Source organism: Rhizobium sp. CF080 (assembly GCF_000282095.2).
Classification (GTDB): Bacteria; Pseudomonadota; Alphaproteobacteria; order Rhizobiales; family Rhizobiaceae; genus Neorhizobium.
Map to the genome: position 1 here is coordinate 1,081,976 of NZ_AKKC02000002.1, position 24,479 is coordinate 1,106,454.

The following is a 24,479-nucleotide window of genomic DNA, read 5'->3' on the forward strand; positions in this document are numbered from 1 at the left end:
TAACGCGGGATGATGAAATTTGCATCCGTGTTCAATTTCATCGAATCGCCAAGCTAGCGTCACGGAACTGATACACAGGCTGGCCAAATAACCCCTGCAAATCAGGAGGTAGTCGTGAGCCGTAGCAATACGCTTCTTAACGTTGTTCATCGGGGCGAGCGGTTTTCAGGTCCGCGGCCCGGGCGGATGGCGTGCCGTTGGCAGGCGAAGCTCTGCGAACCCCTCAGCCGTCACCGCTCGAGCTCGCAGGGGCTGATCGAGCTCGTTCAATAACCCGAAGCCAAAGGACAATTTCCATGGTCAACTTCACCCGCCGCAGCACGCTTGGCCTTGCCGGCGCCGCTGCCGGCTCGCTGATCCTGCCGCGCTTCTCGATCGCCCAGGGCGCCAAGCGCCCGTCGATCACGATCGCTGTTCAGAAGATCACCAACAACAACACGCTCGACATCTGGAACGAACAGTCGAATGTCGGCGAGCGCGTTTTCTTCCCGAACGTCTGGGAAGGTCTCATCCTGCGTGACTGGATGGGCAACCAGGGTCCGCTTCCGGGTCTCGCAACCGAGTGGAAGCGCATCGACGACAAGACGCTGGAACTGAAGCTGCGCCGGGGCGTCAAGTTCCACAACGGCGACGAACTGACCGCGGAAGACGTCGCCTTCAGCTTTTCCGCCCAGCGCTTGTTCGGCAGCACCCAGCCGGCTGGCGGCAAGACCATCTTCGCCGACGACAACAAGCCGGTTACCGCCAAGGAACTGCCAGCCACCATCCCAGGCGTCGGCCGCCGTCTGTGGCCGGCACTCGCGGGTGTCGAAGCCGTCGACAAATATACCGTCCGTTTCCACAACGCGACGCCGGACGTTACGCTCGAAGGCCGCCTCTATGCTTTCGGCAGCCAGATCGCCAACCGTCGCGCCTGGGACGAAGCCAAGACCTACGTCGAATGGGCTCGCAAGCCCGTCACGACAGGCGCTTACATGATCGGCGAATTCAAGCCGGACGTCTCCCTGACGCTCGTCGCCTTCGACGAGTACTGGGGTGGCCGTCCGCCGCTCGCTCAGATCCGCTTCGTTGAGGTTCCGGAAGTCGCTTCCCGCGTCAACGGTCTGCTCTCCGGCGAATACGACTTCGCCTGCGACCTGCCGCCAGATCAGATCGCAACGGTCAAGGCTGCCAAGGGCTTTGAAGTTCAGGGATCGACGATCAACAATCACCGGATCTCGGTCTTCAACACTCAGAATCCTATTCTTGCCAACCCGCTTATGCGCCGCGCCATGACGCATTCGATCGACCGCCAGGCGATCGTCGAAGCGCTCTGGGCCGGCCAGACCAAGATCCCGGCTGGCCTGCAGTTCCCGTTCTACGGCTCGATGTTCGTCGAGGGCTGGAAGGTTCCGGAATTCAACGCCAAGCTCGCCCAGGACCTGATCAAGCAGGCCGGTTACAAGGGTGAAGTGATCCCGTTCCGCCTCCTCAACAACTATTACACCAACCAGACCTCGAACGGTCAGATCATGGTTGAGATGTGGAAGCAGGTCGGCCTGAACGTTCAGATCGAAATGAAGGAAAACTGGGGCCAGATCCACGATCCGGCCGGCGTCAAGGGTGTTCGGGACTGGTCGGCCTCGGCCGCCTTCAGCGATCCGGTCTCCTCGATCGTCGCCCAGTTCGGCCCGAACGGCGAAGTGCAGCAGAAGAAGGACTGGACCAATGCCGAAGTCAACCAGATGGCTTCGGTCCTGGAAACCAGCACCGACCCGGCTGCCCGCAAGAAGGCTTTCGCCCGCATGCTGGAAATCTGCGAGCGCGAAGACCCCGTCTATCAGGTCCTGCACCAGAACGCCGTGTTCACGGGCATGAAGTCGTCGCTCAAGTGGAAGGCTGCTCCGGCTTTCGCGATGGACTTCCGCGCCTCCAACTGGGCGATCTGATCGGATCGTTCTTCTGTGCTCCGGCGACCCTGCGGCCGCCGGAGCATTTGTTTTCAAAAACGGCAATGTCTTCGGCCTGGTGACGGCGGGAGGCAGGAGTATGGCGGGATATGGATAGAGCATCGTCCAATCTGGTAGAGCTGCGCGATCTGAAGGTCGCCTTCGACGGCGTCCAGGTTCTGCACGGCATCGACCTCAATGTCGGCTGGGGCGAAGCAGTGGGCCTCGTCGGCGAATCGGGATGCGGCAAGTCGGTGACGTGGCTTGCGGCTCTGGGCTTGCTTCCCGGCAAGGCGAGTGTCACCGGTTCCGTGCGGCTTGATGGGCAGGAACTTGCCGGTGGTCCCCGCGAGGCTTTCGAACAGGTGCGTGGCGGGCGGATCGCCATGATCTTCCAGGACCCGTCGAGCTCGCTCAATCCGGTGCTCAGGATCGGCCGCCAGATCGTCGAGGCGCTGTCGCTGCATCGCGGCCTCAGGGGCGACCCGGCGCGGAGAGAGGCGCTGCGGCTGCTGGACATGGTGGGCATTCCCGATGCCCGCCGTCGTTTCGATCTCTATCCGCACGAATTCTCGGGCGGCCAGTGTCAGCGGCTGATGATCGCCATGGCGCTTGCCGGCGAACCGGACCTGCTGATCGCCGACGAGCCGACCACGGCGCTCGACGCGACGATCCAGGCGCAGATTCTCGACCTGCTGATCCAGCTCCGGGCGGAGACCGGCATGGCGACGGTGTTCATCAGCCACGATCTGGGCGCCGTTTCCCAGGTCTGCGAACGGGTCTGCGTCATGTATGCCGGCCGGATCGTCGAGGAAGGCAGTGTCGCTGAGCTCTTTTCCGAACCGCGCCATCCCTATACGCGCGGTCTTTTTGACGCGATCCCGCGCATCGACGGTCCCCGCCAGCGGCTCATCCCCATCCCCGGCACGGTCCCGAACCCGAAACATCTGCCTGAAGGCTGCTCCTTCCAGCCGCGCTGTTTTCGCGCGCTCGAGGCCTGTCGCAGCGAGCGCCCTGCGCTCGATACGTCGGCCGATGGCCGGCAGCTCGCCTGCTTCCGGCCGGTTCAGGCCAACGAGCCCGCCGAGCCAAGAACCAGAGTGACCGAGGATATGCTGCTATGACCGCCCTCATCGAAGCGGACAATCTCGTTCGCGTCTACAAGATCCGTCGCGGCGTGTTTGCACAGCCGCATCCGGTGCGTGCCGTGGACGGCATTTCGTTGGCGCTGAAGCCAGGCGAGACGCTGGGCGTCGTCGGCGAGTCGGGCTCGGGCAAATCGACGCTCGGGCGGATGCTGCTCGGCATCGATGTCGCACAGGGCGGTGAAGTCCGGTTCGAAGGCAAGCCGATGCCGGCGCTGAAGACGCCCGAATGGCGCGCGCTGCGGGCGAAGATGCAATTCGTCTACCAGGACCCGCTGGCAGCGCTCGACCGGCGCGTGACGATCGCAAAGCAGATCGGCGAGCCGCTGGACATCCACAAGCTCATTCCGAAACAGCATCAGGAGGCCCGCGTCGCCGAACTGATGGCGGCCGTCGGCCTGCGTCCGGATCAGGCCGGGCGCTATCCGCACGAGCTGTCGGGCGGCCAGCGGCAGCGCGCCGTGATCGCCCGCGCGCTTGCCGCACGCCCCAGGCTTCTGGTCTGCGACGAGCCGGTTTCCGCGCTGGACGTCTCCATCCAGGCGCAGGTCGTCAATATGCTGCGCGATCTGCAGGAGAAGAACGGCATCGCCATGGTGTTCATCAGCCATGACCTCAAAGTGGTGCGCAATATCGCCGACCGGGTGGCGGTGATGTATCTCGGCCGGATCGTCGAAGAGGCTTCTTCCGACGTGATCTTCCACTCGCCGCAGCATCCCTATACCAAGGCGCTGGTCTCCAGCGTGCCGGTTCCGGGCAAAATCCTCGAAGGGCGCGTCATCCTTCAGGGCGAGCCGCCGAACCCGGCCAACCGTCCGCTCGGTTGCGCCTTCCACCCCCGTTGCGCGCTGGCGCAGGATGTCTGCCGCGCCGCCGTTCCGCAGCTTCGCCCAATCGGCAATGGCCGCACGGCTGCCTGCCATGTCGTGGCTGGCGAAGCCGCCCCGATCGCGGCCTGAGAGGAGCCCTGATGATCCGCTTCATAGCCGTTCGCCTCCTCCGGGCAATGATCACCATCTTTGCCGTCGTCACCTTCGCCTTCGTCGTGCTGCGCATGTCGGGCGACCCAGCCCAGGTCATGCTCGGCCCGGATGTGCCGCAGGAAGCCGTCGATGCGTTCCGCCGGTCCTGGGGCCTCGATCAGCCGCTCTGGATTCAATACCTCGCCTATATCAAATCGATCTTCACCGGCGATTTCGGCGTGTCGATGCGCGACAAGGCCTCGGCGCTGGACCTAGTGCTGCAGCGCGTGCCCGCGACGCTGCAGCTCACACTGCCGGCGCTGCTCCTGAAGCTGGTCTTCGGCATTCCGGCCGGCGTCTATGCGGCGCTGCATCGCCAGAGTTTTGCCGATCGCGGCGTTATTCTGCTCGCGGTCCTCGGCTTCACGATCCCGTCCTTCGTCATGGGCCTGGTGCTGGTGCTGATCTTCGCTGTCATTCTCGGCGTGTTGCCGTCCGGCGGTCAGGATACCTGGGTGCATGGCATCCTGCCGACGGTGACCATGAGCATCGGCGGCATCGGCATTCTCGCCCGCTTCTCTCGCAGCGCCATGATCGAGGTGATGGGCCAGCCCTATATCCGCACCGCTTCCGCCAAAGGCCTGAAATGGCGTGACGTGGTCTGGAACCATGCGCTGCCGAACGCGGCCGTGCCGATCGTGACGATCGTCGGCTTCATGGTCGGCTCGCTGATTGCCGGCGCCGTGGTGGTCGAGTCGATCTTCTCCTGGCCAGGCATCGGCCGCCTGCTGATCGTCTCGGTCAGCAACCGCGACCTTGCCGTCGTCCAGTGCATCCTGCTGATCATCGCCGCCGCAATGGTGGTTTCGAACCTCGTCGTCGACCTGCTCTACGGCTGGCTCGACCCCCGCCTTCGCTCCAGCGCGGCGCATTGAGGATAAAGAGATATGACTACGATCAATCTGTCGGAAAGCTCGCGGACGCCGGGCTGGTATGCGACGCTCATCACCCGCCTGCGCCGCAACGTGCCGTTCACCGTCGGGCTCGGCATTCTCTGGCTGGCGGCCGTGGTGGTGGTTGCGATCTTCGCCGACCAGATCCGCCCCTACAACATCACGGCCATGGACCTGTCGAGCCGCCTTTCCCATCCAGGGGCCCTGAAGCACCTGCTGGGTACCGACGAGCTTGGCCGCGATGTGCTTTCACGCCTCCTCCAGTCGGTCCGGGTATCGCTGATCATCGCCTTCGGCGCCACGATTCTCTCGGCGGTGTTCGGCACGGCGCTTGGTTTCGCGGCCGCGCAGTTCCGGGGTGCGGTCGAGCATCTCGTGCTGGTGCTCGCCGATTTCCAGGCGGCGCTGCCGTTCCTGATCATGTCGCTCGCGGTGCTCGCCTTCTTCGGCTCGTCGATGGTGCTGCTGGTCTGCTTGATGGGTTTCTACGGCTGGGAACGCTACGCCCGCATCGCCCGCGGCCTTGCGATCTCGGCGAGCTCGCAAGGGTATGCGGCCTCCGTCGTGCAGCTCGGCGCGACGCCGGCGCGGGTCTATTTCCACCATATCCTGCCGAACGTGGCCTCGACGCTGATCGTCTCGATGACGCTGACCTTCCCGGAAATCATCCTGATGGAAAGTGGCCTCTCCTTCCTCGGCCTCGGTGTGCAGCCGCCGGAGACGAGCCTGGGCAACATGGTCGGTTTCGGCCGCGAATACCTGACCCGCGCGCCGTGGATCATGCTTGCCCCCTCGGTCGTGATCATGCTGACGACGCTGTCGATCAGCATTGTCGGCGACTGGCTGCGCGACAAGCTCGACCCGACCCTTTCGTAATCTTAAGTGGTGGCGTAATCTCAAGTGGCGGCCGCAAGACCGTCCGCCACCTGTGTCTGTATCGGGGGTGAGAATGCAACGGATCGTCAACGATCCGGCGGTAATAGCGCTAATCCGGGCTGTTTCATAAACTCGCCACTTGAGTTTCTGCAATCATACCGCTAAATCTCAGCCCACCAGGACCGGGCCCCTCTGACAGTTCATCTTTGAGCTGTGATGTCGGACTGGATTAGTCCAACTTGGGTGCCTGGTGTTCGTGGAAATCATGTGACGGCAACGGCGGTGACCTACGGCAGGCGGAAATGCAGGTCGTGAGCGTCTCAAGTTCGTCTCGGTCCACACGCGGGCACTCCCGCCTTTGAGAGATTGGGTGCCAAATGATGGAAATTTTCAGCGCGGAAGCGTTGTCCGCGCTTCTGCAAGTTATCATGATCGACCTCGTGCTGGCCGGCGACAATGCGATCGTCATCGGTCTTGCGGCTGCCGGCCTGCCGAAAGCGCAGCGGTCCAAGGCCATTCTGGTGGGTATCGTCGCGGCGACCGTGCTGCGTATCGGCTTTGCTCTGGCCACGACGCAGCTCCTGCAGATCGTCGGCCTTCTGCTGGCCGGTGGTGTCCTGCTGCTCTGGGTCTGCTGGAAGATGTGGCGCGAGCTGCGCACCCCCCATCATCATCATGAGGACGAAGCGAACGAAGCGCTCCAGAATGCCGACCTCAATGCCGATGGCACGGTTGCCGGCGGTGCGCCACGCAAGACTTTCGCCCAGGCCGCCTGGCAGATCGTCATTGCCGACGTCTCCATGTCACTTGACAACGTGCTGGCCGTTGCCGGTGCTGCCCACGAACATCCGACCGTGCTGATTTTCGGCCTGGTCCTGTCGATCGCGCTGATGGGTATTGCGGCAAGCTTCATCGCCCGGCTGCTCAACAAGCATCGCTGGATTGCCTATGTCGGTCTCGCTGTCATCCTTTACGTGGCGCTCGAGATGATCTGGCGCGGCTATAGCGAAGTTGCGCCCTATATCGCCGGGTAATGTCTTCCGGCGCGGCGGTCCTGCCGCCGCGCCGTTTCCTTCGGGCCCTTAACGTCCCGTCTTCGCTCGCCATTCGCCGAGCCGCTTTTCCCTCATCTCAACCAAAACTTATGCCGCGACAGCAGAACCTATTCGTCAGGCTGCCGATCTGCTTTTATGTCTTCATGCCAAGCTGCGGCGCCTCATGCGCCGCCCGTGTTGGAGTGGAGGACGCGGGCTCGATTTTGGAGGAGAATGCGCCTGTCCGCCGGGCGCAGTAGATCGATCATCTAGGAAAAGCCATGACCGAACCCTGTTATGACGTCGCCCATCTCGGCCACGTTGAGCTCTATTCAGACCGTTTCGAGGAGTCGCTCGACTTCTTCACCCGCGTCTACGGGCTGACCGAAAGCGGCCGCGAGGGCGACAGCGTCTATCTGCGCGCCTTTGACGACTACGAGTTCCACACGCTGAAGCTCACCAAGCATCACACCACGGGGGTCGGCCATATCGCCTACCGCACGTCGTCCGCGGAAGCGCTGGAGCGCCGTGTCAAGGTGATCGAGGAAAAGGGATGGGGCGTCGGCTGGACGGAAGGTGACCTTGGTCATGGCCGGGCCTATCAGTTCAAGAGCCCCGACGGCCATCTGTTCGAACTCTATTGGGATACAAAGGAATATGTTGCGCCGCCGGAAGAAAAGCCGGCGCTGAAGAACATCGCCCAGCGTTACCACGGCCGCGGCGCATGCCCGCGCCGTCTCGATCATGTCAATCTGCTGGCTGCCGATGTCAGCCTGATCCGCGAATTCATGACCACGGCTCTGGGTAGCCGGGTTACCGAGATGATCCAGCTCGACAATGGCCGCCTCGGCGGCTGCTGGTTCACCATCAACAACAAGACCTATGATCTCGCCTGTTCCGAAGATCATACCGGTTCGCACGGCCGTTTCCACCACGTCACCTATGCCTGCGACCAGCGCGAAGACATTCTGCGCGCCGCCGACATCTTCCTGGAAAACGGCGTCCATATCGAATCCGGCCCGCACAAGCATGCGATCCAGGGCACTTTCTTCCTCTATGTCTGGGAGCCCGCCGGCAACCGTGTCGAGGTCGCCAATGCGGGTGCCCGCCTGATCCTTCGTCCCGACTGGAAGCCGATCGTCTGGACCGAAGCCGACCGCAAGAAGGGCCAGGCCTGGGGCATGAAGACGATCGAAACCTTCCACACGCACGGCACGCCGCCGGTTGCACACAAGTAAATAAAGAGGCATCCCATGGCAAAGACAGCATTGGTCATCAGCGCCCATTCGGCAGATTTCGTCTGGCGTTGCGGCGGCGCAATCGCGCTCCACGAGGAAAAAGGCTATGACGTCACTGTCGTCTGCCTGTCCTATGGCGAGCGCGGCGAAAGCGCCAAACTCTGGAAGAACCCGGGCATGACGCTCGAAAAGGTGAAGACGGAGCGCCGCAAGGAAGCGGAAAACGCGGCACGAGCACTCGATGTCACCGACATCCAGTTCTTCGATCTCGGCGACTATCCGCTGGTCGTCGATCAGGACGCCAAGTTCAAGCTGGTCGACGTGATCCGCAAGGTTCAGCCGGAATTCATGCTCTCCCACTCCAAGTGGGACCCCTACAACACCGACCATATGTATGCGACGCAGGTGGCGATCGAGGCACGGATGATCGCCCAGGCCTGGGGCCACAATCCGGGTGAAAAGATCCTTGGCGCGCCGCAGCTCTATCTTTTCGAGCCGCACCAGACCGAACAGATGGAATGGAAGCCGGACGTCTTCCTCGACATCTCGCCCGTCTGGGAAAAGAAATGGGCGGCCATCCAGTGCATGGAAGGCCAGGAACACCTCTGGGATTTCTACAAGAACGTCGCCGAGAACCGCGGCAATCACTTCATGCGCAATTCCGGCGGTCAGGCCAGCGGACGCAAGTCCACCCACGCGGAAGGCTTCCAGTCGGTCTTCCCACGCACTGTGGACGAGCTCTGATGTCGGTCGTCGTCCAGAATATCGAGCGCGCGGACCAGTCGGTCATTGACCGGCTGGCTGCCTGCGGCGTCGCCACGGTGCATGAGGCGCAGGGCCGCAAGGGCCTGCTTGCCAGCTACATGCGGCCGATCTATCCGGGTGCGCGCCTTGCGGCAAGCGTCGTCACCATCTCCGCACCTCCGGGCGACAACTGGATGCTGCATGTGGCGATCGAACAGCTGAAGGCCGGCGATATCCTGCTGCTCGCCCCGACCAGCCCCTGCGAAGACGGTTATTTCGGTGACCTGCTCGCCACTTCCGCCCAGGCGCGCGGCTGCAAGGGCCTGATCATCGATGCGGGCGTGCGTGACGTGGTCGATCTCACCGAGATGAAATTCCCGGTGTGGTCGAAAGCGGTCTATGCGCAGGGCACGGTCAAGGAGACCCTCGGCTCCGTCAACGTTCCGATCGTCTGCGCCGGCGCCTATGTTCGCCCCGGCGACGTGATCGTTGCCGATGACGACGGTGTCTGCGTGGTTGCCCGCGAGGAAGCCGAAGCGGTTGCCAAGAAGGCGGAGGCCAGGGTCGCGGCCGAAGAGGACAAGCGCAAGCGGCTCGCCGCCGGTGAACTCGGCCTCGATATCTACGACATGCGCGGCAAGCTCGCCGAAAAAGGCCTGAAGTATATCTGAGCGGTGGAGCCGCTTCCCTTCTCCCCGCTGGGGAGAAGAAGGGAGATTGAGATGAGTGACATTGATACCGGCGTGCGCTGCATGTGGATGCGTGGTGGCACGTCCAAGGGCGGATATTTTCTCGCCGACGACCTGCCGGCCGATCGGGATAATTTCCTGCTGCGGGTGATGGGTTCGCCCGATCCCCGCCAGATCGACGGCATGGGTGGCGCCAATCCGCTCACCTCCAAGGTGGCTGTGGTGCAGAAGTCCGAGCGGGAAGGGGTCGATGTCGACTATCTTTTCCTGCAGGTCTTCGTCGACCAGCCGATTGTCACCGACGCGCAGAACTGCGGCAATATCCTCGCCGGCATCGGGCCTTTCGCCATCGAGCGCGGGCTGGTGCCGGTCAAGGGCGAAAAGACCGAAGTCTCGATCTTCATGGAAAACACCGGGCAGATCGCAATCGCGACGATCGACACGCCCGGCGGCCAGGTGACCTACAAGGGCGATGCCCGGATCGACGGCGTGCCGGGAACCTCGGCACCGGTGCCGATCGTGTTTGCCGATACGGCCGGTTCCTCCTGCGGCGCGCTGCTGCCGACCGGAAATGCGGTCGACGTGATCGAAGGCGTCGCCTGCACGCTGATCGACAACGGCATGCCCTGCGTCGTCATGCGCGGCGATGTGCTCGGTATTACCGGCACAGAGAGCCCCAAGGATCTCGAGGCGAACCAGGAACTGCGCGCCAAGCTGGAGGCGATCCGGCTGAAAGCCGGTCCGATGATGAACCTCGGCGACGTTTCCAAGAAGTCCGTGCCGAAGATGACCATGGTTTCGGCGCCGACGGCGGGCGGGGCGATCTCGACCCGTACCTTCATCCCGCATACGTGTCATGATGCGATCGGTGTGCTCGGCGCGGTCAGCGTTGCGACAGCCTGCCTTCTGCCGGAAGGCCCGGCGTCCGAACTGGCCGTCATTCCGGACGGCGACGAGAAGCTGCTGTCGGTCGAACATCCGACCGGCGAAATGAGCGTCATCGCGACCATGAAGGATGGCGAGGTCTATCGCGCGGCGGTGTTGCGCACGGCGCGCAAGCTTTTCGACGGCATGGTTTTCGGCGACTGAGAGTAGGATACGGGGATGAGGATAGCATTTCTGGGTTTTGGCGAAGCGGCACGCGCCTTTCACGACAGCCTCGCTCCGAATCTCGAGAATGGCGAATTCCGTGCCTATGACCTGCTGCTCGACAATGCCGACAAGGCGGGTGAGATGCAGTCAGCGATGACCGGTCGCGGCGTCAGGCCGGAAGCGTCGCCTGCGGGTCTTGCCGATGCCGAGTGGATCTTCAGCGCGGTCACGGCCGACCAGAGCCTCAAGGCCGCCCAGTCCATCGCGCCGCATCTCGGCCAGGGCGCGCTGCTGATCGACATCAATTCCGTCTCCCCGGGCCGCAAGCGCGAGACTGCGGCGCTGATCAACGAGACCGGCGCCGACTATCTCGACATGGCCGTCATGGCCCCCGTCCATCCGAAGGGCCATGCGACGCCGGTCCTGATCGCCGGCAAGAGCGCCGCCGAGCTTCTGGAGCGTTTTCGCGGTCTCGGCTTCAGCGCCGATATCGCCGGTGAAGCAGTCGGCTCTGCGACAGCCATCAAGATGGTGCGCTCCGTGTTTGTTAAAGGTCTCGAAGCGATCACCGTCGAGGCGTTGCTCGCGGCAGAGGCCTCTGGCTGTTTCGAGGAAATCCTGGCTTCGCTTTCCGGCAGCTTCCCCGGTCTCGACTGGTCGAAATTCCCGGATTACCAGTTCGAGCGCACCACCCGGCACGGCCGCCGGCGGGCTGCCGAGATGCGCGAAAGCGGTGTCACGCTCGACGCGCTGGGGCTGAACGGCGGCCTTGCCCGCGAGATTGCCGCCGTCCAGGACGAGATGGCGGCAAGCGGCGTGAAGCCGACGGGCGATCTCAGGGACACCGTTGCCCAGGTTCTTTCAGCTCGACGTGAAGGCAAATAAGCCCGCCTCTTCAGTGCTTTCCTTGTATACGCGCTGATCTTTTCCGTTCGAAATGCGCTGTGTCGCTCACAGCCCGAAACCCCTGTATACATGAGGCTTGGCCAATCCATCAGATATGGCTAAGATTTATGATCGACAGGCGGAGGTTGCGCCGGCTTGTCTCAGGCAAAGGTGTGGATTTGGAAGAGACCTCGAGAACGACCCATACGATGCGTGCGCTGATGGAGCTGCGCAAGAAAATCCTCAGCGGCGACTATCCCGGCGGCACCCGGCTTTTCGAAGTGTCGCTGGCCGAGACGCTGCAGATTTCCCGGACGCCGGTGCGGGAGGTGATGTCGCGTCTCGCGGAAGAGGGGCTGCTCGACCGGCTGGCGAATGGCGGTTTCGTGGTCCGCAGCTTCACCTATGCGGATGCGGTCGACGCGATCGAGCTGCGCGGCGTGCTGGAAGGGACCGCGGCGCGGCTTGCCGCAGAACGCGGCGTCTCGCAGGCCGGATTGGACCAGCTTCGGGAAATCCAGGCCCGGCTCGACGATTGTTTCGGCGAAGCCGCGGATGACGTGGATCTGGAAGCCTATTCCGAAGCGAATGCCAAGTTTCACATCGTGCTGGTCGAACTTTCCGGCAGTACGGTGATCCAGCGGGAGGTCGAGCGCGCGACACGCCTGCCGTTCGCTTCGCCATCGGCATTCCTGTCCGGCCGGGCCCACGTGGCGGCCTTCCGCCAGTCGCTGCATATCGCGCAGGATCAGCACCGGACCCTGGTGACGGCGATTGCCGGGCGCGAAGGTTCACGCGCCGAATTCATCGCCCGCGAACATGCCCGTATCGCCCGCAAGAACCTCGAATACGCCGTCTTCGAGGATCCGGAGCTGATGCTGACCGTTCCCGGCCTGGTGCTCCTCAACTCCTGAGACCCGGCTGCCTGCCGCAGATTTTGATGGCCGGAAGCCTTCGGTTTACTATCCGGAGGCGATCGTAAGCCTGCCGAATATTTCCCCTTGAATTTGTCTCGCGATGCCGTCATGTATACACGATATCGCAAGCCACAGACAAACCATAGGGAGGAATTCCGTGACTCAGGCCAATCTCACTCAAGTTTTGAAGGATGCGGGCAACACTGTCGAGCATCTGCGCAGCTCCAAGACCGGCATCTATGTATACCCGGTCGTGGCTCCGGAATTCTCCAACTGGCGTTCGGAACAGGCCGCATGGCGTGAAGGCGCCGTTCTTTTCGACCAGTCGCATCACATGGACGAACTGGTCGTCGAAGGTCCGGATGCGGCCAAGTTCCTCGAAAGCCTGTCGATCAACAGCTTCGCCAATTTCGGCGTCGACCGCGCCAAGCACTACGTTCCGGTCACGCCGGCCGGCCACGTCATCGGCGACATGATCATCTTCCGCGAAACGGAAGAGAAGTTCGTTCTCGTCGGCCGCGCCCCGACCGCCAACTGGTTGCTCTACAACGCATCGCTCGGCAAATATAACGTCAAGCTGACCCACGACCCGCGTTCGCCTTCGCGGCCGGATGGCAAGCTCGTCACCCGCATCCACTACCGCTTCCAGATCCAGGGTCCGGATGCGCCGAAGGTCTTCGAAAAGATGAACGGCGGCCCGATCCCCGAGATCAAGTTCTTCCACGTCGACTGGATCAATGTCGGCGGCCGCAAGGTTCAGGCCCTGCGTCACGGCATGGCCGGCGCTCCGGGTCTCGAAATCTGGGGTCCGTATGCGGAGAAGGACGAAGTCCGCGCTGCCATCATCAAGGCCGCCGAAGAAGCAGGCGTCGATCTGCGCCCGGTCGGCAGCCGCGCCTATGCCACCAACACCCTGGAATCCGGCTGGATCCCGTCGCCGCTTCCGGCGATCTACACCGGTGACGAACTGCAGGCCTATCGCGACTGGCTCTCAGCCCAGAGCTATGAAGCCAGCGGCTCGATCGGCGGCAGCTACGTTTCCGACAATATCGAAGACTACTACCTGAACCCCTACGAACTGGGTTACGGCGTCTACGTCAAGTTCGACCACGACTTCGTCGGCCGCGCCGCGGTCGAGAAGCAGAAGGCGACCCCGCAGCGCCGCAAGGTCACCTTCGAGTGGAACTCCGACGACGTCGTCAAGGTCATCGCTTCGGCCTTCCAGCCGGGCGAACAGGCCGCCAAGTGGATCGACTTCCCGCTTTCCAACTATGCCTCGTCGAGCTTCGACAAGGTCCTGAAGGACGGCAAGGTCGTCGGCCTGTCGATGTTCAACGGCTACAGCTACAACGAGCGTTCCATGCTGTCGCTCGGCGTCGTCGATGCCGACATCAAGGAAAACGACATCCTGACGCTCATCTGGGGCGAGCCGGATGGCGGCACTTCCAAGACCTCCGTCGAGCAGGGCCACCGCCAAGCTGAGATCCGCGTTCGTGTCGCGGCCGTGCCCTACGCTCAGGAAGCGCGTGAAAATTACGCCGAAAGCTGGCGCACCAAGAAGGCCCTCTGATGGCCTGGCGTGCGAGAACGGGTTGTTCTCGCACGCCGCTCCGTCCGTCTGACCGGACATTTTTCATTGGCTAAACGGGGGGAGGAACAACAATGGCACTTTTGAATCTGTTCAGGGGCAAGCAGGAAGAGAAGTCCGCGGAGCCGGCTAGCTTCATGGATCTCATCGACGGCTATTCCATTGAAGTGATGCCGCGCACGGCCGCAAAGATCGAGGATTTCAAGACGCTGCTGCCGAAGGGCACGCGGGTCTATATTGCCCATATCGACGGGACGCCGATCGAGGACATGGTGCAGACAGCAAGGCGGCTCCACGAAGACGGCTTCCCGGTGATGCCGCATTTCCCCTCCCGCATCATTCCAAGCCTTGCGATCCTGGAGGACTGGATCAAGCGCTACAGAAACGAGGCGGGCGTGGACCAGGCGCTGCTGCTCGGCGGCGGCGTCTCGACGCCGGCTGGCGATTTCGACAGTTCCATCCAACTGATCGAGACCGGCCTGTTCGACCGCTACGGTTTCAAGCGGCTGCATGTCGCCGGCCATCCGGAGGGCAACAAGGACATCGACAAGGACGGCAGTTCCAGGATCGTCGACGAGGCGCTGAAGTTCAAACAGGCCTATTCCGACCGTACCGATGCGGAGATGGCGATCACCACCCAGTTCGCCTTCGACGCCAAGCCGGTCATCGCCTGGGCGGAGCGGATTGCCGCCGCCGGCATCAAGCTGCCGATCCATCTCGGCATTGCCGGGCCGACCAAGCTGCAGACGCTGATCAAGTTCGCGATCGCCTGCGGCGTCGGCCCGTCGCTCGGCGTGCTGCAGAAGCGTGCGATGGACATCAGCAAGCTGCTCGTTCCCTATGAGCCGACCGAGGTGCTGACCGAGATCGCCAACTACAAGGCCGCCCATCCGGAAAGCCTGATCGACAGCATCCATGTCTTCCCGCTCGGCGGTATCCGTGCCAGCGCCGAATGGATGAACGAACAGCTGACCGGCGAGCGCAGCATCGCGCTGTGATTTAACCGAGGCGGGACAGGTGATGGACCCGTCCCGCTTCACCATTGCCGGGAGGAGAAAGGCAGGGGAGGACAGATACGTGGACTATCCCAATCTGCGGCACATTCGTCTTTTCTGCGCCTGCCTGCGCACAGGCTCGCTGACGCAGGCGGCCGATATCGTCGGCGTCACCCAGCCTGCGGCATCGCAGGCCATTTCCCGTCTCGAAGACCTTTTCGGCATTCGGCTTCTCGAACGAGGCACCGGGCATGCCATGGCGACGCCGGAAGGCCGGGTCGTTCAGGCGAGGTCACTCAGGGCGCTCGAACTCATTCGGACCGGCTGCCAGAAGCTCCAGGCGGATTCCGGATCGCGCGGCGCCGGTGCGGATGCAAGGCTGACGATCTCTCACCTCCGTGCCCTGCAGGCCTTTGCCCAGGCTGGAGGATTTCCGGGTGCCGCGCGGATCCTCGAGCAATCGGGTGCCGCGGTTCAGCGCACGGCGCGTAATGCCGAGGCAATCCTCGGCACAAGTCTTTTCGAGGCCGATGGCCGCGCGATGCGGTTCACCAGTGCCGGCCGCGCCGTTGCCCGCTGGGCCGGCCTCTCGCTGAAAGAACTCGGCAACGCGACCGAGGAAGTGCAGGAGCTGCGCGGCAAGTTCGACGGCCTCGTATCGATCGGCGCGCTGCCGATGGCGCGCACCACCATCGTGCCGGATGCGATCGCGTCGCTGGCTTTCACCCATCCGCTGGCACGGTTCGAAATCCTCGAAGGCAGCTATGAACAGCTGCTCAGCGATCTGGAAATGGGGCATATCGATTTTCTGATCGGCGCGCTGCGCAGCCGCCTCACGCCGTCTCTGAGCCAGGAACCGCTTTTCGATTTCCGGCTTGCGGTGGTTGCCGGCGCCGGCCACCCGCTGTCCGGCAAGGCGGATGTTTCGCTTGCCGAACTCGCTTCCTACCCATGGGTGGTGGCGCGCAAGGGCACCCCCAACCGCAGCACGTTCGATGCCCTGGCGGAGAAGTTTCCCGATGGACCGCAGGTGCAGGGAACCGTCGAGACCGGCTCTCTGACGGCGCTGCGTGGAATCCTGATGCAGACGGATCGGCTGGCGCTGCTATCCCGCCACCAGCTCCGGCATGAGCTGAAGGCGGGGTTTCTGACGCTTCTGAATTATGACGTGCCGGGAAAGCCGCTGTCGATCGGCATCACCACCCGCCGCAACTGGCAGCCGACCGCTCTCCAGGCGGAATATCTGGCCGCGATCCGACGCGTGGTGGCGACAGAGGAGGCGGGCAGCGTTTCTGACGGTAGCCGCCTGCCTCCGCTCAAAGCAGCCGAGTAGCACCACTTGTCATTGCAGTTTTCGGGGTTATCGTTATTGCCGCATAGGTCCGGCCGGTCTGATGTCGCGCGCCGTCAGCAGAGAGCGGGAGCATCTTGAGAAAAAAGGCCGTCAACAGTCTCGAGCGCCTGCAAGCCGTCCTTGAGGTTTTCACCGAGGATCGTCTGGAATGGACCCCGGAAGAGCTGATGGAAGAGCTGGGCTATAGCCGGCCGACACTCTATCGCTACCTCAAGATCCTGAAAGACAGCGGTTTTCTGACCTCCATGCCGAATACCGGCTTCACCCTGGGGCCGCGGGTGGTGGAGATGGATTACCTCCTGCGGAAATCCGACAGTCTCATCCTTTCCGGCGCGCCCTATCTCCAGAAGCTCACCGGGCGTTACGAGTGTACGGCGCTTCTGGTGCGCTGGTACGGCGAAAAGATCCTCTGCGTCGATTCGCTCAGTTCCAGCCGCGAGGCGATCAGCAGCTATCCGCGCGGACGGCCGATGCCGCTCAGCCGTGGCGCGATCGGCCGCTCCATCGTCGCCTTCCTGCCGCGCCGCAACCTACTGCCGCTGATCAAGCGCACGCTCGACGAATGGCAGGCGGCGGGTGCCGGCGATACCGTGGAAACCGTCCTGGACGGACTGAAATCGGTGCGCAAGAAAGGTTATGCCGTGGCTTATGGCGAGGTGACGCCGGGCGTCATCGGTTTCGCGGCGCCGATCTTTGATGCGGGCCAGAGCCCCATTGCAAGCTTTTCCGTGACGATTGCCCAGGATCAGGTTCCCGGTTCTCTCGTGGAGGAAATCGGCGGGGAAGTCCTGCTGGCAGCCGGCGAGATCAGCGCTGCGCTCGCTTCGCATCGACATAAAGTTTCGAGTCAATAATCTCATATTACAAGAAAATGTGTTGACTTCCGGCATCTGTCTTCGCATCTTGCCGCGGCGGAGCGTGGCCGAGACCTCGGCATATCTCCGCTTGCGGATTTTAAAACGCCTCGGGGCACTGGCCGCTTCCAAGTTCGCGGTGCCGCACCATGACAGACAGGAGGAGCCATCCCATGAAGAAGATCGATATTTTCAACCACATCTGGCCAAAGCCGTTCTTCGATCGCCTGATCGGCTATATCGGCACGATGACCGACGTCACCATGCGCAGCGGCGCGGTGCCGATGATGACCGACCTCAACCGCCGTTTCCAGGTCATGGACACGTTCGGCGAAGACTATCAGCAGGTTCTGTCGCTCGCTTCGCCGCCGCTTGAAAAGCTGGCCGGTGCGGAACGCGCCTACGATCTCGGCCAGATCGGCAACGACTCGATGGCCGAGCTCTGCCGGAAATATCCGGAGCGGTTCCCGGCCTTCATCGCCACCGTGCCGATGGAAAACGAAGAATGGATGATGAAGGAAACCAAGCGGAACATCGAGGAACTCGGCGCCTCCGCTATCCAGATCTTCACCAATTATAGCGGCAAGCCGCTCGACCTGCCGCAGTTCGAGCCCTTCTTCGAATATATGGCGAAGTCCGGCAAGCCGGTCTTCCTGCATCCGTCGCGCGGCGCCAACTTCCCGGACTACCTGACCGAAGACCGTTCGGAATACGAGATCTTCTGGACCTTCGGCTGGCCGTATGAAACCTCGGCTGCGATGGCACGCCTCGTCTTCTCGCGCATCTTCGACAAGTACAAGGGCCTCAAGGTCGTCACCCACCACGCTGGCGGCATGGTGCCCTTCTTCGAAGGCCGTGTTGGTGCCGGCTGGGACCAGATGGGCAAGCGCACCTCCGACCGCGATCTCTCGGTCGTGCTGAAGGCTCTGGAGCGTCCGCATCTGGAATATTTCAAGGAATTCTATGCCGACACGGCGAGCTTCGGCTCGACCAAGGCTGTCGAGCATGCGATCGAATTCTTCGGCGAAGACCGCGTCGTGTTCGCATCCGACGCGCCGTTCGATCCGGAAGGCGGCCCGATGTACATCCGCGAGACCATCAAGGTTCTCGACAACATGAACATCTCCGACGCCACCCGCCAGAAGATCTACGAAGGCAATGCCAAGAAGCTTCTCGGCCTGAAATAAGCGATCAGGTTTTCGGGATTATCGGACGCGCGGGCGCACAACGCCCGCGCGTTTTTCATTTGGAAAGCCGGTCGATATAACGCCTGGCGGAGCGGGCGACGATCGCTTGGCCGTCCTGCCGGACATTCTGGTGCGAGAATGCGCCGTAGATGCGCTCGAAAGGCCAGGGCGCCAGTCGCTCGGCGACATCGGCCACCTCGGCTGCGCTGAGCGGCAGCATGTTGGGATAGCTCCACATGAAGGAGACATGGTCGGCGCCGGGCGTGACCTGGACGATATCGCCGGCCAGCAACACGCCCTTGCCGTCCTCGCCCGTCCAGTGCAGCACGGTACCGCCGGCAAAGTGGCCGCCGCCATGGACCAGCGTGACCGAGGATGAAAGCACGAGCGCGTCCTCGTCCCATAGCCGGACATGGTCCGAGGGACGGCAGATCCATTCCTTGTCGGCCGCATGCAGATAGATCGGCGCATCGAAGGCCGCCGCCCAGTCCTGCATGGTCGTGTAGTAATGCGGATGGGATATCGCGATGGCGCTGAGGCCGCCCATTGCCTGGATGATCGCCTTGGTCGCGTCGTCGAGGAGCGCGATGCAGTCCCACAGTATATTTCCGGCCGGCGTCCGCAGCAGCAGGGCGCGCTGGTTGATGGCGAAGGCCGGAACGGTTTGGATCGCCATTAGGCCCGGTTCGAGCTGAAGCCAGGCATTTCGGTGCGTCCGCTCAAGCTTTTCCGTCGTCGTCCAGCTCTGGCCGGAAGCCGGCACATACTGACGTTCGTCTGCACAGATGGGGCACGTTTCCGGCCTATCTTCCGTCTCTCCGAACGAGGTGCCGCAGGCGCTGCAGAGAAAAATCGACATCGAACCCTCCCTCAGGACCCTCGGCAGGTCCTGTCATGAATTTGATAAGAAACGATATTCGGCGAGGAAAGGGAAGTCTTTGCTTTACGTCCCGCGACGTCCAGTCGGGACCGCTCATATTCTGGCTGACGGATTCACCTTTTCCAAAGGCTGCTGCGATAGGGTCCGGCTTGAGCTATTTCACGCCCGAGGAACGGATGACGGCCCAGAAGATGCCAAGGCTCCTGAACCTGGATATCCTGCGCCTTGTCTCGGCGCTGATGGTGCTGACGTTCCACTACGGTTTCCGCATGCGGATTTCCGGCGAGGGCCGCGGCATCGGCTTTCCCGAACTCGCGCCCTTCGCCATATGGTTCGATACGGGCCTGCTGATCTTCTTTGCGATTTCCGGCTATGTCATCACCATGTCCGCCGAAGGTCGCTCGGCCTATGATTTTGCCGCCGGCCGTTTTGCGCGGCTCTGGCCGACCTTCATCGTCTGCGCGACGATCACCGCCGTCGTGCTCGCTGTCTGGCATGTGCCGACGCTCGATCCGCCGACCGTCAAGCAATGGCTTGCGCATGGGGTGATCATCTCGCGGAGCCTCGGCCAGCCCTTCCTCGACGGCGCCTATTGGACCATCGCCTACGAGATCATTTTCTACTTCTGGGTCTTCCTGCTGATTGCCACCGGTCTTTTCGAGCGCGGCTGGCGCATTGTCGTGCTGGCGTGGCTGGCGATTTCCGTCGTCAACGAGGCCTTCATCGGCAGCGGTGCGATCCAGAAACTGCTGATTACCGAATATTCCGGCTATTTCGCCTTCGGCCTGGCGCTCTACAAGGTGAGGCAGCACGCTTCCCTGTCGAGCCTCTGCGTGCTCGCAGCCGCCGCCTGCTGGGCGATGGCCACGCCCTTCCTGACCGAACCGGATTTCGTCGAAACATACGGGCTGAGCCGCAGTGCCGTCGGACTCGTGCTCATCGGGCCGCTGGCGCTCGCAGCGGTCACGGTCTGCGCGACGGCGCCGTCATTGCGCATTTCGCCCGGATTGGCGATCGGGCTCGGCGGTCTCACCTATCCCCTCTACCTGCTGCATCAGAACATCGGCTATGCGGTGTTTGCCCGGTTCGGAACGGATGGGAACCGCTGGCTTGTCGCCCTGGTGCTGGTCGCTGTACTGCTTTTCGTCGCCTGGGTGATCGCAAGGACGATCGAACCGGGGGCGCGGCGAGGGATCATCCGCGCCGCGGGTCATCTTCGAGACGGTTTCGGGCGACTGAGGCAGCGGACTGCCTGATCGATTGACGCATTCATTTTACCCGGATAAATCTGCATCCAGATAAGGGGAAGCAGATGGCGGATTTTCATTGGACAGCGTTTCGGGGTGAAAGCCGCGTCGCGGGCGGATCGCCTGTGGAGGTCGTGACGGCGATCAAGGTCGGTGGGCCTGACGGCGTTCTGGTCATTGACGATGCGACCGGAAAGCCGGTCGATCTCGACCTGCGTGGCACCCTTGAAGACTGTCTCGGCCGTCTCCCCAAGGATGACGCAGAATCCATCGAACACGCGGCCCGGCGGCCCGGGCGGCCGAAGCTCGGTGTGGTGCCGCGTGAGGTGACACTGCTGCCGCGGCATTGGGAATGGCTAGGCCAGCAGCCCGGCGGCGCCTCGGTGGTGCTGCGCAAACTCGTCGATGCAGCACGCGCGGCCAGCAGTGCGGGAGATGGCAGGCGTCGGGCCCAGGAGGCGGCCGACCGTTTCATGCGGGCGCTTGGCGGAGACCAGCCGGGATACGAGGAAGCGACGCGGGCGCTTTATGCCGGGCAGGAGGAGCGCTTCAAGGAGCTGACGGAGAGGTGGCCCAGGGATGTCCGGGACCATGCCCGCTATCTGGCGCGAGCCGCATTCGAAGCCGGCACTGCCGACAAGAAATAGATTTGGCCACGCCACCAATCGGTCTTTGCGTGAGTTTTCGGGCCGGCCGCAATGAACCTCAGGCGAACGGCTTATGATGGGTCCTGAGATAGTCCATCAGGTCCGCGGCAGGCTTTGACAGGGGCCGGCGGATCGAGGCGATCTGCCGGACGTCGAAGGTCAGGTCGTCGCCGGCAAAGTCGAGTTTCGTAAGCATGCCACGTTCGATATCGGCGGCCACGCTTCTTTCCAGCGAGCAGGCAATGCCGACGCCGGCAACCACGAATTCGCGCAGGAATTGATATTCCGTCGCCTGGGCCGCGACCTTCACGTGGCTGATGCCGGCATTCGCCAGCAGTTTGGAGACCCCGCGGCCGAACAGCGAGGAAGGCGGCGGTCCGACGAAATCGCAGCGGGCGATATCCTGCGGCCTGATCCGCTTGCGGCGGGCGAGAGCATGGTTCGGCGAGGCGATCAGCACGAGTTTTTCGCGACCGATGATCTCGGCGCGCACGCCGCGCAGGTCTTCGTTGCCGAGAAAGCAGCCGACATCGGCGACGCCGTCGCGCACTTCGGAAAAAACGTCTTCCTGCTTGCCGATCCGGAGCACCAGCTGGATATCCGGCCGTGCCAGCGCGAAATCTGTGATTTCCTTGCGCAAAACGAAGTTCGCGAGGCTGCGCTGGCAGGACAGGACCACCTGCTGGCCGGTCTGGCCGCGAATTTTTACCACCTCGGCCCGCATGTCGTCGGCTTCAGCCAGGAACTCGCGCGCATGTTGCAGCACGCTGCGGCCGATCTCGGTCAGCAGCGGCTTGCGGCCTCGGCGGCGCACGAAGATCTGGCCGCCGATTTCCTTCTCGATCGCCATGATATGCGCGCTGACAGAGGGCTGGGCGATACCGAAACGATCTGCCGCGGCCGCGAAGCTTCCCTCTTCGACCACTGCAACCAGAACTTCCATGCGCCGGAGCGTGACGTTGAACATGGTGATAACCTATAGCCTATAGGCTATCAAACCTGAAGCCCCCGCACCCGTTGCTAGTTGCCGTTCGAATGGATCAAATGCTGTTCGAGGATGAGGAATGACATGAACAATCTCAATGGGAGCCTGACGCCTTAATCGTCAGCCGGAGTGTTCCTGCCACCGCTGGCCGAGGTCTCGGCCCAATCCGCGAAGATACAGTATTCCGCATGGGTTCCATGCGGACAGGAGGACGCATGAATATTGTCGGAATTGATATTGGCGGTACGTTTACCGATCTCGTCGGTTATGTCGACGGCAAGATCGTGACGTCGAAGACGTCGACCGTGCCGGCCGATCCGACCCAGGGCATCGCCCGCAGCCTCGAGCTTGCGAACTGCGATCCCAACGAACTCAACGAAATTCTTCACGGTTCGACGATCGCCATCAACACGGTTCTGGAGCGCAAGGGCGCCCGCACCGCGCTGATCACCACGAGCGGCTTCCGCGACGTTTACGCGATCGGCCGTTCGAACCGTATCCAGGCCTTCAATCTGTTCTTCAAGCGTCCCCAGCCGCTGGTGCCGCGCAGCCTGACTTTTGAAATTCCGGAGCGTATCCTTGCGTCCGGCGAAGTGCTGGAAGCGCTTGACGAGACGACGGTTACTGCGGTGATTGCAGAGATCGAAGCGGCCGGCGCCGAATCCGTCGCGGTGTGCCTCATGCATTCGTGGGCCAATCCGGACCATGAGCGTCGCGTCGGCGACATGCTGCGCAAGGCGCTGCCGAATATCTTCGTGACACTGTCGCACGAGATTTTGCGCGAGTATCGCGAATACGAGCGGTCGTCGACGACTGCACTCAACGCCTTTGTCGGGCCCCGCGTCGAGGGTTACCTGAAGCGGCTCGAAACCTATCTCCGCTCCGGCGCCTTTGATGGCAAGATCCATATCATGCGGTCGAACGGCGGTGTGATGTCGATCGGCCAGGCGCAGGAACAGCCGGTCTCGATGATGGAATCCGGCCCGGTTGCCGGCATGATCGGCGCCGGACGTCTCGCTAAAATGCTCGGCCTCAAGCGCTGCATCGGCTTCGACATGGGCGGCACGACCGCCAAGTCGAGCCTGATCACCGATGGAGCGCCGGCTATCGAAACCGGTTACGTGATCGGCGAAGAGGCGGATGGCCAGCCGATGCAGTTGCCTGTCGTCAATATCGTCGAAGTCGGGGCCGGCGGCGGTTCGATCGCCTGGGTCGACAATGCGGGTGGTCTGCATGTGGGTCCCCAGAGTGTTGGTGCCGACCCGGGGCCTGCCTGCTATGGCAAGGGAGCGGACCTGCCCGTCGTCACCGATGCGGACCTCATTCTCGGCCGCATCAACCCTCAGCGCTTCCTCAATGGCGGCATGCCGCTCGACAAGGCTGCCTCCGAACAGGCGATGCTGAGCAAGGTCGGCAACACGCTGAAGCTCAATCCGGTCGAGGCGGCGCTTGGCGTCGCGAAGATCGCCGATAGCTCAATGTCCCTGTCGGTCCGTGCCGTCTCGATCAACAAGGGCATCGACCCCCGGGATACGGCAATGATCGCGTTCGGCGGCGCCGGTCCGTTGCATGCGATCGCCATTGCCCGCGAAATCTACATTCCGCTGGTGATCATCCCGAAGCTTCCCGGCACCTTCTCGGCCCTCGGCATGCTGATGGCATCCTGGCGCCAGGATTTCGTCCAGACCTTCATCGGCCGCATCGGCGAGCTTTCCGAGGCGGGCGTCGAGAAGGTCTATGCTGAACTCGTCGCCACCGGCCGCGAGCAGATGAAGCGCGACGGCATTGCCGAGAACGAGGCGGATCACCGCTTTTTTGCCGATCTTCGCTACGTTGGCCAGGAACATGCGATCTCGATCCCGATCGAGAACACCGGCATGTTGTCCGGCGACACCAGCGAAGTCCGCAAGCGTTTCGACACCGAGCATGACCGCCGCTACAGCCAGTCGGCGCCGACCGAAGCGCTGGAAATCGTCAGCCTTCGCCTGGTCCTGACCGCCGCCCGCACCGACAATGTCGCCGAGGAATGGCTGTCCCGCCCGTGGGAGCCGGAAGCCGAAGCCGAAGTCGGCAGCCGCGACGTGGTGTTCAACGATGCGGCAAAGCCGCTGAAGACGGCGATCTACTGGCGCCCGGCGCTGCCGGCCGGCTTCAGGCTCACCGGCCCTGCCGTCATCGAAGAACCGAATTCCACCATCCTGATCCATCCCGGCGACGAAGTCGTCGTCCATGAGGCAGGCCATCTCCTGGTGACGCTCGCCAAGCAGAGCGAGGAATAA

22 protein-coding genes are annotated in these 24,479 nt (G+C 62.6%); 20 read left to right on the plus strand and 2 right to left on the minus strand.

Features of this window, described 5'->3' with window-relative positions; all coding sequences use genetic code 11:
• The first annotated feature begins 296 nt into the window (after nt 1-296).
• From PMI07_RS06355 to PMI07_RS06435, 17 genes are all read left to right on the plus strand, one after another.
• On the plus strand, nt 297-1,928 hold the full coding sequence (locus PMI07_RS06355) for an ABC transporter substrate-binding protein (RefSeq protein WP_007775420.1): 1,632 nt from the start codon (nt 297-299) through the stop codon (nt 1,926-1,928).
• A 110-nt stretch (nt 1,929-2,038) separates the two neighbouring features.
• The gene (locus tag PMI07_RS06360) at nt 2,039-3,052 is read left to right on the plus strand and encodes an ABC transporter ATP-binding protein (protein WP_007775423.1); all 1,014 of its coding nucleotides are present in this window, start codon (nt 2,039-2,041) and stop codon (nt 3,050-3,052) included.
• Complete coding sequence (locus PMI07_RS06365) at nt 3,049-4,032, plus strand: ABC transporter ATP-binding protein (protein WP_024163613.1); 984 nt, start codon at nt 3,049-3,051, stop codon at nt 4,030-4,032. Before PMI07_RS06360 ends, PMI07_RS06365 begins: the two co-directional genes overlap by 4 nt.
• 11 nt (nt 4,033-4,043) lie before the next feature.
• A complete protein-coding gene (locus PMI07_RS06370) occupies nt 4,044-4,970 on the plus strand; it encodes an ABC transporter permease (RefSeq protein WP_007772299.1) in 927 nt (308 codons plus the stop codon).
• Nucleotides 4,971-4,982: 12 nt separating this feature from the next.
• The gene (locus PMI07_RS06375) at nt 4,983-5,864 is read left to right on the plus strand and encodes an ABC transporter permease (protein ID WP_007772297.1); all 882 of its coding nucleotides are present in this window, start codon (nt 4,983-4,985) and stop codon (nt 5,862-5,864) included.
• Between the two features lie 377 nt (nt 5,865-6,241).
• Complete coding sequence (locus PMI07_RS06380) at nt 6,242-6,898, plus strand: TerC family protein (protein WP_007772295.1); 657 nt, start codon at nt 6,242-6,244, stop codon at nt 6,896-6,898.
• Between the two features lie 281 nt (nt 6,899-7,179).
• The gene (locus PMI07_RS06385) at nt 7,180-8,136 is read left to right on the plus strand and encodes a VOC family protein (RefSeq protein ID WP_007772294.1); all 957 of its coding nucleotides are present in this window, start codon (nt 7,180-7,182) and stop codon (nt 8,134-8,136) included.
• Between the two features lie 15 nt (nt 8,137-8,151).
• Nucleotides 8,152-8,880, plus strand: a complete 729-nt coding sequence (locus PMI07_RS06390; protein ID WP_007772292.1) for a PIG-L deacetylase family protein — start codon at nt 8,152-8,154, stop codon at nt 8,878-8,880.
• On the plus strand, nt 8,880-9,551 hold the full coding sequence (locus PMI07_RS06395) for a 4-carboxy-4-hydroxy-2-oxoadipate aldolase/oxaloacetate decarboxylase (protein ID WP_007772290.1): 672 nt from the start codon (nt 8,880-8,882) through the stop codon (nt 9,549-9,551). The genes PMI07_RS06390 and PMI07_RS06395 overlap by 1 nt, the downstream gene beginning before the upstream one ends.
• 51 nt (nt 9,552-9,602) lie before the next feature.
• Nucleotides 9,603-10,658, plus strand: a complete 1,056-nt coding sequence (locus PMI07_RS06400) for a 4-oxalomesaconate tautomerase (protein ID WP_007772289.1) — start codon at nt 9,603-9,605, stop codon at nt 10,656-10,658.
• Between the two features lie 15 nt (nt 10,659-10,673).
• Nucleotides 10,674-11,546 carry a DUF1932 domain-containing protein gene (locus tag PMI07_RS06405; protein WP_007772288.1) on the plus strand — a complete coding sequence of 291 codons (873 nt, stop codon included), beginning with the start codon at nt 10,674-10,676 and terminating at the stop codon, nt 11,544-11,546.
• Between the two features lie 209 nt (nt 11,547-11,755).
• On the plus strand, nt 11,756-12,460 hold the full coding sequence (locus PMI07_RS06410; RefSeq protein ID WP_037085321.1) for a GntR family transcriptional regulator: 705 nt from the start codon (nt 11,756-11,758) through the stop codon (nt 12,458-12,460).
• 160 nt (nt 12,461-12,620) lie between these two features.
• A complete protein-coding gene (locus tag PMI07_RS06415) occupies nt 12,621-14,033 on the plus strand; it encodes an aminomethyltransferase family protein (RefSeq protein WP_007772284.1) in 1,413 nt (470 codons plus the stop codon).
• A 92-nt stretch (nt 14,034-14,125) separates the two neighbouring features.
• A complete protein-coding gene (locus tag PMI07_RS06420) occupies nt 14,126-15,049 on the plus strand; it encodes a hypothetical protein (RefSeq protein ID WP_007772282.1) in 924 nt (307 codons plus the stop codon).
• Between the two features lie 79 nt (nt 15,050-15,128).
• The gene (locus tag PMI07_RS06425) at nt 15,129-16,379 is read left to right on the plus strand and encodes a LysR substrate-binding domain-containing protein (RefSeq protein WP_245277091.1); all 1,251 of its coding nucleotides are present in this window, start codon (nt 15,129-15,131) and stop codon (nt 16,377-16,379) included.
• Nucleotides 16,380-16,474: 95 nt separating this feature from the next.
• Complete coding sequence (locus PMI07_RS06430; RefSeq protein ID WP_007767212.1) at nt 16,475-17,254, plus strand: IclR family transcriptional regulator; 780 nt, start codon at nt 16,475-16,477, stop codon at nt 17,252-17,254.
• Between the two features lie 173 nt (nt 17,255-17,427).
• Nucleotides 17,428-18,441 (plus strand): amidohydrolase family protein, encoded by a 1,014-nt coding sequence (locus tag PMI07_RS06435; RefSeq protein ID WP_007767215.1) that lies wholly within the window; start codon nt 17,428-17,430, stop codon nt 18,439-18,441.
• Between the two features lie 55 nt (nt 18,442-18,496).
• On the opposite strand, the gene PMI07_RS06440 is transcribed toward PMI07_RS06435, so the two are convergent.
• Entirely contained in the window at nt 18,497-19,300 is an 804-nt protein-coding gene (locus PMI07_RS06440; RefSeq protein WP_007767218.1) for an MBL fold metallo-hydrolase, read from the minus strand.
• 170 nt (nt 19,301-19,470) lie between these two features.
• Here PMI07_RS06440 and PMI07_RS06445 point away from each other — a divergent pair, with 170 nt between their 5' ends.
• The gene (locus tag PMI07_RS06445; protein ID WP_245277092.1) at nt 19,471-20,577 is read left to right on the plus strand and encodes an acyltransferase; all 1,107 of its coding nucleotides are present in this window, start codon (nt 19,471-19,473) and stop codon (nt 20,575-20,577) included.
• A gap of 56 nt (nt 20,578-20,633) precedes the next feature.
• Complete coding sequence (locus PMI07_RS06450) at nt 20,634-21,215, plus strand: DUF2239 family protein (protein ID WP_007767225.1); 582 nt, start codon at nt 20,634-20,636, stop codon at nt 21,213-21,215.
• Between the two features lie 58 nt (nt 21,216-21,273).
• Here PMI07_RS06450 and PMI07_RS06455 read toward each other — a convergent pair whose 3' ends face one another.
• The gene (locus PMI07_RS06455) at nt 21,274-22,182 is read right to left on the minus strand and encodes a LysR family transcriptional regulator (RefSeq protein ID WP_007767226.1); all 909 of its coding nucleotides are present in this window, start codon (nt 22,180-22,182) and stop codon (nt 21,274-21,276) included.
• A 233-nt stretch (nt 22,183-22,415) separates the two neighbouring features.
• Between PMI07_RS06455 and PMI07_RS06460 the strand changes: the two genes are divergently transcribed.
• Complete coding sequence (locus tag PMI07_RS06460; protein ID WP_007767227.1) at nt 22,416-24,479, plus strand: hydantoinase/oxoprolinase family protein; 2,064 nt, start codon at nt 22,416-22,418, stop codon at nt 24,477-24,479.